This is a genomic window from Pseudoflavonifractor phocaeensis (genome assembly GCF_038439875.1).
Classification (GTDB): domain Bacteria; phylum Bacillota; class Clostridia; order Oscillospirales; family Oscillospiraceae; genus Vermiculatibacterium.
In genome coordinates this window covers 247,435-262,736 of the sequence record NZ_JBCDMT010000002.1, presented here as the reverse complement: position 1 = coordinate 262,736, position 15,302 = coordinate 247,435, and the positions used below count along the sequence as shown (strand labels likewise).

The 15,302-nt window shown below is 64.3% G+C and carries 10 protein-coding genes; 6 read left to right on the top strand and 4 right to left on the bottom strand.

All coding sequences use genetic code 11. The features are described 5' to 3' along the window. Positions 1-9: 9 nt before the first annotated feature. The gene (locus tag AAEU42_RS03310; RefSeq protein WP_342232349.1) at positions 10-1,116 is read left to right on the top strand and encodes a PTS sugar transporter subunit IIC; all 1,107 of its coding nucleotides are present in this window, start codon (positions 10-12) and stop codon (positions 1,114-1,116) included. A gap of 123 nt (positions 1,117-1,239) precedes the next feature. Here the strand turns inward: AAEU42_RS03310 and rny are convergent, their stop codons facing one another. Beyond that, positions 1,240-2,784: a ribonuclease Y gene (gene rny / locus AAEU42_RS03305; protein ID WP_342232107.1), complete on the bottom strand. Its 1,545-nt coding sequence runs from the start codon at positions 2,782-2,784 to the stop codon at positions 1,240-1,242. A gap of 421 nt (positions 2,785-3,205) precedes the next feature. Here rny and AAEU42_RS03300 point away from each other — a divergent pair, with 421 nt between their 5' ends. Then, on the top strand, positions 3,206-4,540 hold the full coding sequence (locus AAEU42_RS03300) for a GntP family permease (protein WP_342232106.1): 1,335 nt from the start codon (positions 3,206-3,208) through the stop codon (positions 4,538-4,540). An 18-nt stretch (positions 4,541-4,558) separates the two neighbouring features. Then, positions 4,559-5,680, top strand: coding sequence for an alpha/beta hydrolase family protein (locus AAEU42_RS03295; protein ID WP_342232105.1), 1,122 nt, complete (start codon positions 4,559-4,561; stop codon positions 5,678-5,680). A gap of 119 nt (positions 5,681-5,799) precedes the next feature. On the opposite strand, the gene AAEU42_RS03290 is transcribed toward AAEU42_RS03295, so the two are convergent. After that, the gene (locus AAEU42_RS03290) at positions 5,800-7,293 is read right to left on the bottom strand and encodes a hypothetical protein (protein ID WP_342232104.1); all 1,494 of its coding nucleotides are present in this window, start codon (positions 7,291-7,293) and stop codon (positions 5,800-5,802) included. Between the two features lie 166 nt (positions 7,294-7,459). Between AAEU42_RS03290 and AAEU42_RS03285 the strand changes: the two genes are divergently transcribed. Then, the gene (locus AAEU42_RS03285; protein WP_342232103.1) at positions 7,460-8,596 is read left to right on the top strand and encodes an ABC transporter substrate-binding protein; all 1,137 of its coding nucleotides are present in this window, start codon (positions 7,460-7,462) and stop codon (positions 8,594-8,596) included. A gap of 42 nt (positions 8,597-8,638) precedes the next feature. Here AAEU42_RS03285 and AAEU42_RS03280 read toward each other — a convergent pair whose 3' ends face one another. Both AAEU42_RS03280 and AAEU42_RS03275 read right to left on the bottom strand, forming a co-directional pair. Next, on the bottom strand, positions 8,639-9,937 hold the full coding sequence (locus tag AAEU42_RS03280) for a putative ABC transporter permease (RefSeq protein WP_342232102.1): 1,299 nt from the start codon (positions 9,935-9,937) through the stop codon (positions 8,639-8,641). Between the two features lie 63 nt (positions 9,938-10,000). After that, the gene (locus tag AAEU42_RS03275; protein WP_342232101.1) at positions 10,001-10,489 is read right to left on the bottom strand and encodes a deoxycytidylate deaminase; all 489 of its coding nucleotides are present in this window, start codon (positions 10,487-10,489) and stop codon (positions 10,001-10,003) included. A gap of 216 nt (positions 10,490-10,705) precedes the next feature. Between AAEU42_RS03275 and AAEU42_RS03270 the strand changes: the two genes are divergently transcribed. Continuing rightward, a complete protein-coding gene (locus tag AAEU42_RS03270; protein WP_342232100.1) occupies positions 10,706-11,095 on the top strand; it encodes a hypothetical protein in 390 nt (129 codons plus the stop codon). Positions 11,096-11,293: 198 nt separating this feature from the next. Next, entirely contained in the window at positions 11,294-15,298 is a 4,005-nt protein-coding gene (locus AAEU42_RS03265; protein ID WP_342232099.1) for a leucine-rich repeat protein, read from the top strand. Positions 15,299-15,302 lie beyond the last annotated feature (4 nt).

Below are 15,302 nucleotides of genomic sequence, written 5' to 3'. Positions count from 1 at the left end.
GTCCTTCCCATGAACGGCTTCCAGGCATTTTTGAAACGGAAAAACATCGTGATCTCCGCCCGACGCTACGGCATCGACGCCCTGGGAGCCATGGCCCAGGGGTTGTTCGCATCCCTGCTCATCGGCACCATTTTAAACACCCTGGGCACCCAGTTCCACATCGGCTTTCTCACGACCCAGGTCATCACCATCAACCAGGTAGGCTACACCATCGGGGGGCTGTGCTCCTTCATGTCCGGCCCGGCCATGGCCGTGGCCATCGGCTACGCCCTCCAGGCGCCCCCTCTGGTCCTCTTCTCCCTGGTGACGGCGGGCTACGCCTGCAACGCCCTGGGCGGGGCCGGCGGGCCGCTGGCGGTGCTCTTCGTGGCCATCATCGCCGCCGAGTGCGGCAAGGCGGTAAGCAAGGAGACCAAGGTAGATATCCTGGTGACCCCCATCGTCACCATCCTGGTGGGCATCGGGGTGGCCTGGCTTATCGCGCCTCCCATCGGCGGGGTGGCCAACGCCTTCGGCCAGCTCATCATGAAGACCACCGAGCTCCAGCCCTTCTGGATGGGCATCCTGGTATCCGTGCTGGTGGGCGTGGCCCTGACCCTGCCCATCTCCTCCGCCGCCATCTGCTCGGTGCTGGGGCTCACCGGCCTGGCGGGGGGGGCCGCCGTGGCCGGGTGCTGCGCCAATATGGTTGGCTTCGCTGTCATGTCCTTCCGGGAGAATGGCTGGGGCGGGCTGGTGAGCCAGGGGCTTGGCACCTCCATGCTCCAGATGGGCAACATCGTCAAGAACCCCCGCATCTGGATCCCCCCCATCCTCACCTCCGCCGTCACCGGACCCCTGGCCACCTGCCTCTTCCGCCTGGAGATGAACGGCGCGCCCATCAACTCGGGCATGGGCACCTGCGGGCTGTGCGGCCAGCTGGGGGTTTGGACCGGCTGGGTGGCCCCCAGCGAGCAGGCCCTGGCCAACGGGGCCATGGCCATCACCCCGGGGGCCTTTGAGTGGCTGGGGTTGATCCTCATCTCCTTCGTCCTCCCCGCCCTCCTCACCTGGGCCTTCGGGCTCTTCTTCCGAAAGATTGGCTGGATCAAGGAGGGGGACCTGAAGCTGGACTGACGGCCCAAAGGGGCCGCCTGGCCCGGCGGGTATCCAAAGTCATAGGTTCGCCTGCGCATCGCACATGACTTGTAGAACAAAAAAGACCCTGTCTCGAACTTGGGACAGGGCCTTTTCTTCTGCTTATTTCGCGTAATCCACCGCTTTGGTCTCCCGGATGATGTTCACCTTGATCTGGCCGGGATATTCCATCTCGTCCTCGATCTTCTTGGCCACGTCCCGGGCCAGGAGGACCATCTGGTCCTCGGTGATCTTGTCGGGCTCCACCATGATGCGGATCTCCCGTCCGGCCTGGATAGCGAAGCACTTCTCCACGCCGGGGAAGGAGGCGGCAATGCCTTCCAGGGTCTCCAGGCGCTTGATGTAGTTCTCCAGGTTCTCCCGGCGGGCACCGGGGCGGGCGGCGGAGACGGCGTCGGCCGCCTGGACCAGCACCGCCACCAGGGTCTTGGGCTCCACGTCGCCGTGGTGAGCCTCGATGGCGTTGATGATCTCCTCGCTCTCGTGGTACTTCCGGGCCAGCTCCACGCCGATGGCCACGTGGGAGCCCTCCACCTCGTGGTCGATGGCCTTGCCCAGGTCGTGGAGGAGTCCGGCCCGCTTGGCGCTGGCCACGTCCCCGCCCAGCTCGGCGGCCATGAGCCCCGCCAGATGGGAGACCTCCACCGAGTGGTTCAGCACGTTCTGGCCGTAGCTGGTGCGGTACTTCATGCGGCCCAGGAGCTTGACAAGCTCGGGGTGGAGGCCGTGGACGTTGGTCTCAAACACGGCCCGCTCGCCCTCGGCCTTGATGGTGGCGTCCACCTCCCGCTTGGCCTTCTCCACCATCTCCTCAATGCGGGCGGGGTGGATGCGGCCGTCCTGGATCAGCTTCTCCAGGGCGATGCGGGCGATCTCCCGGCGCACCGGGTCGAAGCAGGAGACGGTGATGGCCTCCGGGGTATCGTCGATGATGAGGTCCACGCCGGTGAGGGTCTCCAGGGTGCGGATGTTGCGGCCCTCCCGGCCGATGATGCGGCCCTTCATGTCGTCGCTGGGCAGGGGCACCACGGAGACGGTGGCCTCCGCCACGTGGTCGGCGGCGCAGCGCTGGATGGCCAGGCCGATGATCTCCCGGGCCAGGTTGTCCGATTCCTCTTTATAGTGGTTCTCCGCCTCTTTGATCTTGGCGGCGGACTCGTGGGTGACCTCCACCTCCAGCTGGCTGATAAGGAAGTTCTTGGCCTCCTCGGCGGTCAGGCCGGAGATCCGCTCCAGCTCGGCGCGCTGCTGGGCCTTGATGGTCTCGATCTCCTCCCGGCTCGCTTCCAGCTCCGTGAGCTTGTTTTGGAGGTTCTCTTCCTTCTTTTCAATGTTGTCGGTCTTGCGGTCCAGATTCTCTTCCTTCTGCTGCAGGCGGTGCTCCTGCTTCTGAAGGTCGCTCCGGCGCTCCTTCTCTTCCTTCTCCCACTCGTTGCGGGCGGTAAGAATGGCTTCCTTGGCCTCCACCATCGCTTCCCGCTGCTTGTTCTCGGCGGTCTTGATGGCCTCGTTGAGGATGCGCTTGGCCTCCTCCTCGGCCCCCGAGATCTTTTTCTCGGCCACGTTTTTCCGGTACGCGATGCCCACAAAAACGCCAATGATCAGGGTGACGATCCCCACGATCACAGTCAACAGATTCAATTCCATGTCGTTTTTCTCACACCTCCGTGTTTCTTATCTTATTTTTTACAATCAAACGCAAAGAATGAGCCGCCAGGGGCGGCCCGCTAAAAATGAAACGCGCCGGCGGCGCGTTTCAAAAAAATGCACCAAACTTATTTTAAGGCCCAACCGCTTTTCTGTCAAGGAATTTCCCATACGAAAGGCAAATCCGTCTCCTTTCTTCGTCACGATTCGTGCCAAGGGCTGTCATTGACAAACGGCCGGCGGCGGTTTTCTTCCTTTTTCGCCTATGTTATGTTGGATTCAGCAAAAGTACCCACGCCGCCCCGCCCCGTCCGCCGTTCCACGGTAAAAACGACGAAGAGAGGAGGATACGGTCACCGGGCGGCCGATGGAGGTACCTGCGGACAAAAGAGAATTTGAGAGAAAGCGAGGAACCCAAATCATGATCGGTGTTATTGGTCTTCTGCTGGCGATCACCTGCCTGATCGTCCTGAGCTATAAGGGCGTCAACGCCTTTATTGCCTCCCTGATCGCGTCGGTGGTGGTCATCATCACCAACGTACTGCCCTTCTGGGGCACCCTGGCGGGCGCTTACGCCACCGGGTTCAAAAACTTCGCCGGCAATTACTTCCTGCTGTTTGGCCTGGCCGCCGCCTACGGCGAATTTTTGAAGGTCACCGGCTCCGCCGAGAGCGTGGCCAAGGTGCTCTTCAAGATCTTCGGCGTCAAGTGGGCCCCCCTGGGCGCCCTGCTCATCACCCTGCTGATGGCCATGGGCGGCGTGTCCGCCTTCGTCATCGTGTTCGCCGTCTATCCCGTGGCCGCCCCCCTGTTCCGCAAGGCGAACATCACCAAGAACCTGCTGCCCGGCATCGTCCTGTGCGCCTCGGTGACCCTGTGCCTGTGCCTGCCCGGCAACCCCACCTCCACCAACGCTCTGCTGGCCCGGCCTGAGTACGGCCTGGGCGTGAACGCCTTCTCCGCCCCCGTCATGGGCATCATCGCCTGCATCGTGGGCACCGTCATCGCCGGCGTGTACGTCACCTGGCAGGCCCGGCGGCAGACCGCCCTGGGCGTGGGCTATGTGGTCTCCGGCTCCGACGCCCAGCAGGCGGAGGACGACAAGGACCTGCCCCCCTTCCTGACCTCCATCGTCCCCCTGCTGATCGTGGTCCTGGTCATGATCCTGCTGAAGGACCGCATGGGCGCCACCGACAGCATCCTCACCTCCCTGTGCATCGCCATCGTGGCCTCCGTGGTCCTGAACCCCAAGGTGTTCTTCGGCGCTTCCAAAAAGGAAGGTGTCCTCAAGACCTTCACCGCCGGTATGTGGTCCTCCTGCACCTCCGCCCTGCTCCTCACCGGCGGCGTGATGGGCTTCGCCGGCGTGGTCCAGGCCGCCCCCGGCTTCCAGTACTTCGTGGACTTCGCCATGAGCCTGTCCAACACCTTTAACCCCTACGTCTCCGCCTCCGTGGCCGTGAACGTGGTGGCGGGCATCACCGGCACCGCCCTGGGCGGCCTCCAGATCTTTGCCGACTCCATGCTGCCCGCCTACCTGGCCCAGGGCGTCAACCCCGAGGCCTTCCACCGGCTGATGACCATCGCCTGCTGCGGCCTGGACACCCTGCCCCACTGCTCCACCTTCATCCTCATGTGCTCGGTGTGCGGCGTCACCGCCAAGGACTCCTACAAGCACGTCTTCCCCCTGACCGTCATCATGCCCATCTTCTTGACCATCCTGTGCATCTGCCTTATCATGGTAGGCATCATCTAAATAAAGGAGCGTACCGATATGGCTCTGCTCACGCAAAAAAAGACCTTTGAGATCCCCAGTTTTCCCTTCACCTGCGGCCGGACGCTCCCGGTGCGGATGGGCTACGAGACCTTCGGCGCCCTGAACGCGGCCAAGGACAACGCCATTTTGGTGGTCCACTACTTCTCCGCCTCCAGCCACTGCGCGGGCAAGTACGCCGAGTCCGATACCCTGCCCGGCTTCTGGGACGGGCTCATCGGCCCGGGCAAGGCGGTGGACACCGACAAGTACTTCGTGGTGTGCTCGGATAACCTGTGTAACACCGGGGCCAACAACCCCACCGTGGTCACCACCGGCCCCAAGACCGTGAACCCGGAGACGGGCAAGCCCTACGGCCTCGATTTCCCCGTGCCCGAGGTGCTGGACGTGGTGAACACCCAGAAGCTCCTGCTGGAGTCCATGGGCATCACCCACCTGAAGGCCGTCATGGGCCCCTCCTTCGGGGCCATGACCTCCTGGCAGTGGGCGGTGGCCTATCCCGATTGGATGGACAAGATCGTCCCCGTCATCGGCACCCCCAAGCTCCCCGTGTGGGGCGGCTTCAACCCCCTCCAATACGGCATCCGGGTGGCCAAGCTGGACCCCAAGTGGAACGGCGGCGACTACTACGGCAGAGCCGAGCAGCCCGAGGAGTCCCTCCACCTGGCCCTGGAGATGATGAACGTGGCCGCCTTCCAGGCCGGGTTCTACGAGCGGACCTACCCCCGGGAGGTCGCCCTGGACTCCGAGTGCTACGAGAGCGTCCTGGGGGAGGCCACCTACGAGAAGAAGCTGGACGCGGCGGTGAACCTGACCCAGCATCTCGTGGACCTCAACCACTGGCTCTACACCTGCCGGATGTGCCTCAACTATGACGTCTCCCGCCCCTACGGCGGGGATTTGGACAAGGCCCTTTCCCGCATCAAGGCCAAGGTGCTGGCCATCCCCTCCCGGCTGGACGTGCTCCACCCCTGGAACATGGTCCAGGACGCCGTGGACAAAATCAACGCCCTGGGCGGCGACGCCCGGTGCTACCCCATCGACTCCGACTGCGGCCACATGGCCGGCATCCTCCAGACTGAGCTTTTCGCCGATGAGGTGAAGAAGTTCCTGGAAGCCTGATCCCCCGCGCCACCGCTCTCCGCTCCTCTCCCAAGGTTCGGAGCTTCGGTTTCTCCTTTGACGACACACAAGAAGGCCGCCCCGTGGATGTTCCACGGGGCGGCCTTCTTGTGTGTCTCTCAAGCCTCTTTTTGCAGTGCGCGGATCTTTTTCAGGCATCCCCGGATCCGCTCGGCCACCGTGCCGCTGTCCTGGACCAGCTCCTCCTGCAAACGTTGGAGGTAGTCCCAGAACGCCATGACCGTATTGCCCTCCCGGATGCGGAAGATGATGTAGGGGGGCTGCTCTTTGAAGATGTAGACCTCCTGCTCCTCAAAAACGTGGAGGGAGTATCCCGCCGCCGGGGCGTCGTGCAGCACCACCTGGAACCAGGGACAGGTCTCCATGAGGCGCAGGATGTGCTCCAGCTGGGCGCAGTACTCCTCCGGCTCGTAATAGACCGGCTGGCCCAGCAGCAGCCCGGCGCAGGAGATGGGCACCTTTCCCGCCGCCACGTCCTCGGGGCGGGCCAGGCGCAGGATATGGCAGATGGGCTGGCCCGAGGGATTGCCCGTGACCCAGCTGCTCCAGGCGGCGTGGATGCGCTTGAGGGCGGCCTCCACCGTGGGGTCGGTCCTCCCCTCCAGCCGCCGGATGACCTTCTGGGGCACCGTGGTCAAAGAGAGGCTGTCCGATTCCAGGACGCTTCCCGTGTTGCGGTCCAGATACTCCTGAAAGGTCTCCAGGTAGGCCGGAGAGGTCATCTGAAAGAACTCGATGAGGGGGCGGCACAGGGCCACGTAGCTGGAGAACTCGTTGGTGAAGGAGTCCACCGCCTGCCGCTCCCTTGTCATAAAGGTGGTGGCCACCCCGGTCTGGGGGCCGATGGAGGTGGAGAAGGCGGCGGCCACCCCGGGGATCACCGACAAGGTCCGCTTATAGATGCCGTCCCGCAGGCGTGGATAGTAATAGGGCTCGATGGCCCCGGAGGCGTAGAAAGGAAGCCAGCGGCGGATGACGTCGAACATCTCGTCGATATTGCGGCTGACCTTGTGGATCACCTTCACCTTCCCGCCCCGGAGGATGATCTGCCACAGGAGGGTGCTCCACTCGTAGGAGAAGGAGGAGCTCTTGTTCATCCAGGCGGCGTCCTCGTCGCTGTACAGCAGGAGGGTCACAGGCCCGGGCTGCTGAAGGGCCAGGTTGAACAGGGCGATGGTGGACTGCCGTCGGCCCTCGTCGCCGTAGAAGGCCAGGGCCTCGTTCTGGGTGGACTGGTCCACCTGCTTTTTGGGGGCGGGGGCCATGGCGGAAAAGTCGCTGAGAAGGGCCCCCACCAGGTCCCCCTCCTCGTCGCACAGCCAGCGGACGATCTGCCGCTCCAGGCTCTCGTCCGTGACCGCGTCCGCCGCCCCCACCGCCTGGCACAGGGCCCGGCGGAGCTCCTCCCCGGCGCATTGGCGCAGGAGGAAGGCGCACAGCTTGGGCAGGTACTCGCTGTCCCGGGGCAGGCTCCGGCTGCCGTGGCGCAGGCGGCTGATATAGGACGGGTCCAGGCGCATATGACGGGCCAGCACGCTGTTGGACGTGCCCGTAAGCTTCAAAAGAAAATCAAACTTCTCCGAAAAGGTCATCCTTGCCCCTCCCCCGCCTGGATTTTTCTCCATTATCCCCTGAACGCGCCAGCTTGTCAAGAATTGTGACAGTTTTTCTCTCTTTCGCCCAAAGCTCAGCTGCCTCTTGCCCCTGACGGGTTTTTCCGCTATAATTTGAAGGAATCAATGGAAAGGAGATGGGACCATGGAGCAGGGCATCACCGAGCGGGAGATCCTTGTGGCCAACTCCGCCGCCCTCACCGGCAGCTTCGCCACCACCGGCGACCCCATCGTGGCCGGGATCCACGCCTATCTGGACATGGTCAACGCCTCCGGGGGCATCTACGGCCGGACCCTCCGGCTCCTCCATATCGACGACGGCTACGACGGGGAAAAGGCCCGGGCGGCCTTCCATGAACTGGTGGAGGTGCAGGGGGCCTTCGCCTACCTGTCCCACTTCGGCGCGCCGTCGGTCAACGCCACCCTGGACGACATCCGGCGCATCGGCCTGCCGGTCTTCGGCTTCGCCACCGGCCTGGGGCGGCTCTACGCCGAGCAGGCCCAGACCTTCGCCCAGGGCTCCAACTGCTACCCCATCCAGCCCATCTACGTCACCGAGGGGCGGGTGCTGGTGGTGCGGGCCTTGTCCATGTTTCACCCCAGGACCATCGGGGTGCTATACACCGACGACGACACCGGCTGCGATCTGCTGGCCGGGGTCCAGCTCCAGTGCCGCCGCCTGGGTCAGGCCTTTGAGGTCCAGCGGGTGAAGACCGACATGTCCACCCTCTCCCCCGCCGTGGAGGCCTTAAAGCAGGCCGGGGTGGACTGCGTGGTCATCGCCGCTCCCCAGGCCTTCTTCCCCACCGTGGCCGGAGAGATGGCGGTGCAAGATTTATGTAAACCTGTACTCACCACCTATCTGAACTCCATCATCACCATCGCCCAGGCCACCGAGGAGCGGGTCAGGGGCAAGTTCGACCTCTATGCCCTGAGCTGGCTCAACTACCAGGACGAGCGGCTGGACAACCTGGCCGAGGCCGCGGACTGGCTGGGGGACTACGCCATGAACGGCTACGCCCACTGCGGCTGGATCAGCGCCCACTTCTTCTGCGAGGGGCTGCGCCGCATGGGGCCGGGGATGCCCCGGTGGGAGGACTTCCCCGCCGTCATGGAGCGGGCCCCCCTCCAGATCCCCTTCGGCGGCCGGGTGGACTACGCCGGGGGCAAGCGCATGGGCACCCAGGACATGAGCCTGGTGAAGCTGGACCTCTCCGCCCCCACGGGCTGGCGGTTCATCGACGGGCTGAGGAGCATGGGGGAGCTGCTGGGCACGCTGTGAGAAACGCGAAAAACGCCGGAGCTTTGCTCCGGCGTTTTTATGTCAACTTATCCGCACGGCGGCGGGGTATATCTCGTTCATCCGCTCATCCGGGTAATGCTCGTCCATGTACCGCTCCCACGCGCTGTCCGCCGGGATTCCCCTGGCCCGCTCGTCGACGCGGGCCAGGGCCATCGAGCTGACGGTGACGTTCGCCAGCATGAAGACCACCATCACCCAGCTCAGGACCCTGCCCAGCTTGAGGGGCACCCGCTCGATGAGGCCGGAGAGCTTGGGGTAGCACAGCCGGAACCAGGCCACCGCCGCGAAGCCCCAGAAGAAGCAGTAGAGGAGGTTCACCCGGCCCCCCAGGTTGAAGGGGATGTGGCTGTAATCCCAGAAGACCGTGCCGAAGACCACCTCGGTAAAGACGCTGCACAGATATTCGTAGGCGCCGCCCAAGAGGGTGCCCGCCACGAATAGGAAGCTGGCGGGCCGGTCCTTGTACTGGTACAGCAGCAGGGTGGCCAGGGCCATGGCCAGGCCCCAGACGATGGAGAAAGGCCCCCACACTACGCTGGAGCGGGACATCCACACCCCCGCGGTGGCCCGGCAGAAGAGGGTCTCCACGATGTCCCCCAGGAAAGCGCCGATGAGGAAGAGCCAGAAGAGCTTATAAAAGCCGCAGCCCTGGGCGAAGATGGCGGGCTTCTCCCGGGGCTTGGCGTGAAACTGGGCCTGGGGGTGGGCCCTTTGGATGCGGCCCTCGGTCTTGCCCAGGACCCAGGTGCCCATCCGCAGGGCCAGGGCGGCCAGACGGTTCCCCGCCTCCTCCACCGCCGGGAGCCTGTGGCCCGCCCCCGCCAGGGTGAGGGCGGTGCCCAGGCAGTCCACCAGGAAGATGCCCAGCAACGCCCACAGGAGGATATGCCCCACCAGGGGCGGCAGGAGGTGCCGCAGGCCGGACAGCAGGGGCGTCAGCCACTTGACCACCCCCACCCCCAGCAGGCCCCAGAGAAGGGAGGCGCTCAGGCAGATGTAGCCGTCCAGGTTCCACCTGCGGTGGGAGTAATCCCACCAGCGGGTGTGGGTCAGCCTTTCCAGGGCGTGGCCGGCGATCCACTCCACCACCGTGGCATAGATGACGCTGCCCAGGAAGAGGAAGAACCAGTTCCCGGCCAGCTCCCGGAGGACGGCGCTGATGAGCACCCCCGCCGCGCCGTAGATGATGCACACCGGGCCAAAGAGGAGGCTGCGGTCCACATATCTGCGCTGTTTGACCGCCGCCGTGGCGGTCTCCCCCAGCCACCCCAGGAAGGAGTAGCAGAAAAAAAGCCAGAGGGCTCCGTAAAATGTCTCCAAAGCGCTGTTTCCCCCTATCGTTCCAACACGGAAGGGGCGGCCTGACGGCCGCCCCTTTTCGGTTTACTTCTTGAACTGCTCGGGCAGGGAGTCGTCCTCCCGGATCCAGTCGGCCACATCCACCACACGGTATTCCGTGGGCGTGTCCCGAATGACCACCTTGGCGATGCCGGCGTTGATGATGAGCCGGCGGCACATGGAGCAGGAGGTGGAGCCGGGGATCAGCTCCCCGGTGGCGGGGTTTTTGCAGGCCATGTAGAGGGTGGCGCCCAAGGTCTCGCTCCGGGCGGCGGAGATGATGCAGTTGGCCTCGGCATGGACGCTGCGGCACAGCTCATAGCGCTCCCCGGAGGGGATGTTCATGGCCTCCCGGGTGCAGAAGCTCAGATCCACGCAGTTTTTCCGGCCCCGGGGGGCGCCGTTGTAGCCCGTGGTCACGATCTCGTCGTTTTTGACGATGATGGCCCCGTAGCACCGCCGCAGGCAGGTGGACCGCTCCAGCACGGTCTGGGCGATATCCAGGTAATAGTTCTCCTTGTCGATCCGATTCATCTTGGACGCCCCCTTGTCATTTTTCAACAGTATATCCGCTTTTTCGTCCGGAGGCAACCCTTTTCCCAAAAACGCCGGCTGGTTCGGCTCCTTCGCGTTTCGGCACAATTCACATTTTGTTTACGTTTCCTTTCTTGACGCGGAAGGCAGAACACGCTATCATGATTTTTGTAAGAAACTGCGGGGAGGTATCCCCAGGCAAAGGCGGCGGCAAGGATGAACTGGCTGAGAAAAATGATGTACGGTCGATACGGGGCAGATCAGCTCAACTATGCCCTGATCGCCCTCTACTTCGTTCTCTACCTCCTCTCCCTCCTTTTCCGCGGGCACCTGCTCAACCTGCTCTCCTACGCATGCCTCATTCTGGCCTTCTACCGCATGTTCTCCCGCCAGATCGACCGCCGCCAGACGGAGAACGCCCGGTTCATGGACGCCGTGTGCCCCATCGTCCACTGGTACAACGTGAACAAATGCCGCCGCCGGGACAAGGACCACGCCTACTTTAAATGTCCCAACTGCGGCCAGCAGCTCCGGGTCCCCAAGGGGAAAGGAAAGGTCTCCATCACCTGCCGCAACTGCGGCGTGTCTTTTGAGGAAAAAACATAATGAAACGTTCTCTCTGAGGAGCGGCTGGAGGTAAAACGACCCAGCCGCTCCCTTTTTATGGATTTTTTCAGAAAAACTTTGTGTTTTTCTGCTTTTTGTCACTTTCCTGTGGTCTTTTTATTTAATACTGTTATAATGTGATTATATGAGTATTAAATGCGTAGTTTTATGTCAACTAAAACAGGGAAGTGAAAGATCATGAAGCGAATCCACAGATTTTCAGCCTTGCTCTGCGCTCTGGCGCTCCTCCTGGGGACCCCCATGGCCTGGGGCCCGTCCGCCGCCGCCGTGGAGGTGGGAGACACCATCACGGAGGGCAGCTACACCGCCAAAGTCAACGACGACGGCACCGGTGTGATCCTCACCGGAATCAGTTCCGCCCTCCAGGAACGGCTGGTCCTGCCCGACTCTTTGGGCGGGCTGCCCGTGACGGAGATCGCCGCCGGCTTTTTCACCGGCCCGGGCGGCTATTCCATGAATACCATCGTCATTCCCCGGAGCGTGACGGCCATCGCCCCTACGGCCTTCAACGGCTACCGGACCAAAAGCGTCTCCGCCTTTGAGACCGACCCCGAAAACACGGCTTTCGAGGCCGAGGACGGGGTCCTGTTCCAGAGGGGGGACTCCGGGAACACCCTGGTCGCCTATCCCCAGGCCAAAACGGACAGCCACTACACGGTGCCCGACGGGGTGACCGCCATTGGCGGCTGGGCTTTTTACGGCGCCAAAAACCTCTCCACCCTCACGCTGCCCGACGGGCTCACATCCATCGGGAGCAACGGCTTCAGCTCCTCCGGCCTCACCGCCCTCTCCATCCCCGGCTCGGTGACCGACATCGGAGAGGGCGCCTTCTCCAGCTGCGATTCTTTTTCCGAGATCACCCTGGCCATGAAGAAGATCCCGGACAAACTGTTCTACATGAGCAAAGGACTGGTCAGGGTCACGCTGGCGGACACGGTGGAGGAGATCGGCGGCAACGCCTTTTACAACTGTGATCAGCTGACCGCGGTCGAGATCCCGGACAGCGTCAAGACCATCGGCCACTCCGCCTTCTATGACTGTGACCAGCTGGCCAGCGTGAAGCTGGGGGCCGGGCTGACCGCCATCGACAGCTACGCCTTTTACTCCTGCGGCGCCCTGACGGAGATCGACTTTCCCGCCGCCCTGTCCACCATCGGCGACCACGCCTTCAGCAGCTGCGGCCTCACCGCGCTGGCGCTGCCCGACGGCATCACCGCCATCCAATCGGAGGTCTTCGGCGGCAACGCCTTTACCGAGCTGACCCTCTCCCCTTCGGCGGTGGCCGCCCTGGGGGAGTACGCCTTCTCCAACTGCAAGCAGCTGACCCGCGTTACCATCGAGCCGGGGGCCGTCCAGCTGCCCAACAGCATGTTTAGCGGTTGTACCGCCCTGTCCCGGGTAGACCTGCCCGACTCCCTGACCGGCATCGGCAACGGCGTGTTCTCCACCTGTACCAGCCTGACGGAGATCGCCCTGCCCGAGCACCTCACCTCCCTGGGCACCAGCGCTTTCAAGAGTACCCCCCTCGTCAGCGTGGATCTGCCCGACGGCATTCAAAACCTTAAAGCCTCCACCTTTGAAATGTGCGGGCAGCTCACCACCGTCCATCTCCCCGCCCAGCTGAAGGCCATCGACTCCTTTGCCTTCGGAAGCTGCCGGGCACTCCAATCCATCACCATCCCCCCGCAGGTGACGGACATCTACGGCACCGCCTTCAACAACTGCTTCAGCCTTCTGGAAGTGGTTTTCCAGGGCGACGCCCCGGCCAACGTGAAGAGCAACCCCTTCCCCCAAAACCTGGGTCTGAAGTTTTACCGCCCCGACGGCGCCGCCAATTATGACAAGGCCCCCTGGACCGGAATGGGCTTTGAGACCGGGCTGCCGGAAGAGCTGCCCAAGCTCCCCATCCAGATCAAGCTCACCGCCTCCCTGGCCCACAGCCGTCAGGATGACCTGATCCTGTGGCTCACCGCCGACATCACCCCCAGGACCTACGACGGGGAGAACAACCCCATCTCCCCCGCCGGGGCGCTCACCACCTACATCCAGGTGGAGGGGGAAGAGGGCGCTCTGCCGGAGGCCCACTACTACCTGGGGGGCAACACCAGCACCTTCCGCACCTTCGGTTACAGCGTGGAGCAGTACCAGGACAAGACCATCACGGTCTACGTGACCATGGGGGAGAGCATCGGCTTCCAGGCGGGGCAGAGCGCCCCCATCACCGGGGCCGTGGGCAAACTCTCCGACCTCCCCTGGGACGTGGACAAGGTCTTCGGCAACTCCGACGGCGGCGCCCACGGCTTTGATAACGAGACCTTCGTCACGCAGAGCGACCCCAATGGCACCGGGGGCCTGATCATCACCGCCCTGGACGCCCGCTCCTCCACCGCCGAGAGCGTCACCATTCCCGCCGCCATCGACAGCAAGGATGTCACCGCCCTGGACCGGGACCTGTTCCTCAACTGTGTGAACCTCCGCTCCATCACCATCCCCGCCACCGTCACCACCATCGGCGCGAACTGCTTCCAGGGCTGTATCAGCCTGGAACAGGTGACGTTCCTGGGGGATGCCCCCGACCTCAGCGGCGCGGCCCAGCCCTTCCCGGCCAAGGCCGCCATCCACATCACCCGGGAGGCCGCCGGTTTTGACCAGGCCCCCTGGACGGATATGGACCTGTGGTATCCCCTGGTGGCCTCCACCCTCACCGCCACCGCTCCCACCATGGAGGCCGGCGGCAACAAACTGTCCCTGAAAATGACCGCCGCCCTGGGGCCGGACAATTACTACGGAGACACGTCCAACGCCCCCAAACTCAGCGATCTGCGGGTGTCCATGGACACCTACGCCGTGACCAACCTGAACATCGCCGGGGACGGGACCCTCACCTTTGAGGCCCCCTGGTTCCTCTCCGGAAAAGAGGTCGTTCTGAAGGTCCGGTACGAGGGAGACGGGCGCTATTACCTGGCCGCCGTCCCCTATCAGACCAAGCTCCAGCTGCCCGCGTTCTACACGGCCCCCAGCGGGGGCGGAAGCTCCGGCGGCGGGGGCGGCGGAGGGGGAGGCGGCTCCTCCACCGCGGGAACAAGCCAGGAGAACAAAACCGACGGCAAGACCCAGGAACCCGCCGTGAACGTGGTCCTCTCCGATCAGGCGGTCCAGGAGGCCGTGAAGGCCGCCCAGCAGGGTGAGGCCGTGGTCCTCAAGGCCGACGCCCCCGAAGAGGCCAAGGCGGTGGAGGTGACGGTGCCCGCCGCCCTGCTGGACTCCGTGTCCCAGAGCGAGGGGGCCGGCGTGTCCCTCCAGACCCCTGTGGCCAACATCTCCCTGGACGCCAAAGTCCTCGAGGCCCTCCAGGCCGATGGGAAGCAGGACGTGGTGGTCTCGGCGGGACAGGCCGCTGCGGAGGCTCTGCCGGAGGCCGTCCGGGAGAGTCTGGCGGACCGGCCGGTCTACGACATCTCCATCACCGCCGGCGGCAAGGCCGTCTCCCAGTTCGGCGGCGGCACCGTGACGGTAGCCCTCCCCTATACCCCCGCCCCCGGAGAGGAGGCCGCCGCCCTGGCCGCCTGCTGGGTCGCCGGGGACGGCACCACCCAGGTGGTGCGGGAATCCATGTGGAAGGACGGCGCCCTGGTCTTTGCCACCCCCCATCTGTCCACGTACGCCATCGTCCACTCCGCCGGCTCCTTCTCCGACACCGCCGGCCACTGGGCCCAGGAGGACATCCGCTTCTCTACGGCCCGGGAACTGATGCTGGGCATGGGTGACGGCCAATTCCAGCCAGACGCCCCCGTCACCGGGGCTATGGCCGCCGCCGTCCTGGGCCGTCTGGCCGGGGTGGAGGACGCCCCGGAGGCCCGGGACTGGGCCACGCCCCATCTGGAGTGGGCCGGGAACAGCGGCCTCCTCCCCGACGGCTTCGCGCCCAACGCCCCCCTGCCCCGGGAGCAGCTGGCCTACCTGCTGGCCCGCTCCCTGGGCGGCCGCCCGGAGGCGGGGAACCTTCCGGTCTACACCGACCAGAGCTCCGTCACCGCCGGATATCTGGAGGACATCCAATACGTCCAACAGCTGGGGCTGATGCAGGGCCGCGAGGACGGCACCTTCGATCCCCAGGGCAGCCTTACCCGCGGGGAGCTCACCGCCGTGCTCCGCCGGCTGATCCTCCTCAAGCTGGGCTGATCCA

Coding starts and splice junctions, on each gene's coding strand:
- AAEU42_RS03300 (WP_342232106.1), top strand. CDS start 3,206: ATGATCGGTGTTATTGGTCTTCTGCTGGCGATCACCTGCCTGATCGTC.
- AAEU42_RS03275 (WP_342232101.1), bottom strand. CDS start 10,489: ATGAATCGGATCGACAAGGAGAACTATTACCTGGATATCGCCCAGACC.
- rny (WP_342232107.1), bottom strand. CDS start 2,784: ATGGAATTGAATCTGTTGACTGTGATCGTGGGGATCGTCACCCTGATC.
- AAEU42_RS03290 (WP_342232104.1), bottom strand. CDS start 7,293: ATGACCTTTTCGGAGAAGTTTGATTTTCTTTTGAAGCTTACGGGCACG.
- AAEU42_RS03285 (WP_342232103.1), top strand. CDS start 7,460: ATGGAGCAGGGCATCACCGAGCGGGAGATCCTTGTGGCCAACTCCGCC.
- AAEU42_RS03295 (WP_342232105.1), top strand. CDS start 4,559: ATGGCTCTGCTCACGCAAAAAAAGACCTTTGAGATCCCCAGTTTTCCC.
- AAEU42_RS03270 (WP_342232100.1), top strand. CDS start 10,706: ATGAACTGGCTGAGAAAAATGATGTACGGTCGATACGGGGCAGATCAG.
- AAEU42_RS03265 (WP_342232099.1), top strand. CDS start 11,294: ATGAAGCGAATCCACAGATTTTCAGCCTTGCTCTGCGCTCTGGCGCTC.
- AAEU42_RS03310 (WP_342232349.1), top strand. CDS start 10: ATGAACGGCTTCCAGGCATTTTTGAAACGGAAAAACATCGTGATCTCC.